This is a genomic window from Helicobacter sp. MIT 05-5294 (assembly GCF_000765675.1).
GTDB lineage: Bacteria > Campylobacterota > Campylobacteria > Campylobacterales > Helicobacteraceae > Helicobacter_D.
Map to the genome: position 1 here is coordinate 1 of NZ_JRPA02000051.1, position 1,960 is coordinate 1,960.

Sequence of the window (1,960 nt, forward strand, 5' to 3'; positions counted from 1 at the left end):
TTCAACGAAATCCTAGCTCCAAGATTCTATAATAAATACAAAGATTTAGAAGTAGAGATTGATAATAAAGGCAATATTATAAGATGGATTGGAGAGATTAATAGATGAATGGGATTCTACACATTCAAACCCATTCTTATTAAACTTAGGAGAGATGAAGTGAGTTTGCATAATGGCAACACAAGAAAAGAACAATTTCATTTTGTTTTTGATAGCAAAGAGAGCAAAAATTGTTATAACAAATATACTAGACAAGAGAATAAAAAATAGCATTATTGCGACCCTTTTTCGTCGCTAACTTCCGCATGTAGCCAACTTTTATTTTCATAATAATGCAACAAAATCCTCCCATAATTTGAGATTCTCTCTTTTGCTAAAGAATTATAGAGTGTGCCGATTGTTTCAATGGTTGGATTCTCTAGTCTATCAATGATTCTTCTAACCAGCAAACAACCCATATCTATATTTGCACTTGGATTAGTTTGCATAAACCCTGCAAAATCCCTTAAGATTTGAGATGTTAAGCCATGCAGAATCCCATTCATCTATTAATCTCTCCAATCCATCTTATAATATTGCCTTTATTATCAATCTCTACTTCTAAATCTTTGTATTTATTATAGAATCTTGGAGCTAGGATTTCGTTATAGTATTTAGTGCCTTTGGGGGTTCTTGCAACCCAAATATTATATTGCGACCAATATTTGGGAGTATCCCAAGAGGTAGGAGAATACATTGTGCTATAACCCATATAGGTTACCTTTTTATCATTTTCTTTTACAATTTTTGGGCAATTCTCTTTTGTATATTCTTTGCCATCTACGATAAAAATATCTTCCTCATCATCTCTATAAAACGCACCTTGATAGAGAAAATTATCCCTAAAATATATCCACGCTTGGTATTTGTCTTCTTTTTGTTTAGAAAGGTGGGTAATCTGAGATTCTTCTGCTATAAAATCCACATAATCCGCTAAAAATAATTCGCCTAATATTTCAAAATAAGCACTTTCAAAACTTGGCATGGGTTTATTGAGTTCAAATCTCATCGTTTGGTAGCAAATCCTATGCGCAAGAGGAAACCAAAAAATTTCATCAGATTCATGGGATTCTTTATCGCATATCATACACATCAACATATATTCAAACAATTCTAAAATATCAGTTTTTGTAGCCTGTGGATTGATTGCTAGAAAACAACCCAACAAATCCTCTTCCACGATTTCATCTCTATCATAGCCGATTCCTTGCGGCTTACTAAAAACTTGATGTCCTATGCCATAAATTAATTTTAGTCTTTTCATTCTTTCGCTTAATAATGGATTTTCCATTTTGTCTTGGTATTCAATTTAATGTCAATCGTCTCATTGCCACTTTTGCCTTCTTGCCCACTCCTAGAATTTGCTCTAAAGTTTATATTTGTGCCATCTTTTAGCCGTGTCCTTTCTATTTGCTCACCTGTTTTCTTCATGCTTTTATCTGTTAGTCTAATGGCATATTTTGTTAGTCTCTCCCAAATCTCCTTTAAATGTTTTAAACTTTTGGCTTTCCACACATTTTTATATCCCTCTTTATCCAACCCTCTAACTATCCTTATGACATCTTTTTTGTTTTTGGCATATTTTGGGGCTTTTGGAAATCGCTTCGCGCCTCTATGAAATTGATTGGGTCTTGGAATCCTTATAAATCTTGGAATAGCAATAATATCACTTTTTGCCTCATTGTTGTTTGAATTATATTGACTTAGAAAATCACTCCCATCTGCAATTTTGTCAGAATAAACTCCCATAAATTCCTCTAATTCTTGCTCCATTTGTTCATCAAATTCAACTTGCTTTTCTATTTCATCAACATCTTCATCAAACTCTATCTCTATAAACTCCCCACTCCCATCTTGTGTTTCTATTCTTATCACATTAGGAGGAATCTCATTTTGGGATTCTATCTTTGGTGGTTGTGGA

General features: G+C 33.2%; 2 protein-coding genes and 1 pseudogene. All 3 read right to left on the minus strand.

The window, feature by feature from the left end:
• Window positions 1–272: 272 nt before the first annotated feature.
• The gene (locus LS69_RS09910; RefSeq protein WP_138124641.1) at window positions 273–545 is read right to left on the minus strand and encodes a hypothetical protein; all 273 of its coding nucleotides are present in this window, start codon (window positions 543–545) and stop codon (window positions 273–275) included.
• The gene (locus LS69_RS09915; protein WP_138124643.1) at window positions 542–1,303 is read right to left on the minus strand and encodes a hypothetical protein; all 762 of its coding nucleotides are present in this window, start codon (window positions 1,301–1,303) and stop codon (window positions 542–544) included. Before LS69_RS09915 ends, LS69_RS09910 begins: the two co-directional genes overlap by 4 nt.
• A gap of 8 nt (window positions 1,304–1,311) precedes the next feature.
• Window positions 1,312–1,960 (minus strand): annotated as a pseudogene (locus LS69_RS09920) (hypothetical protein); the annotation flags it as partial.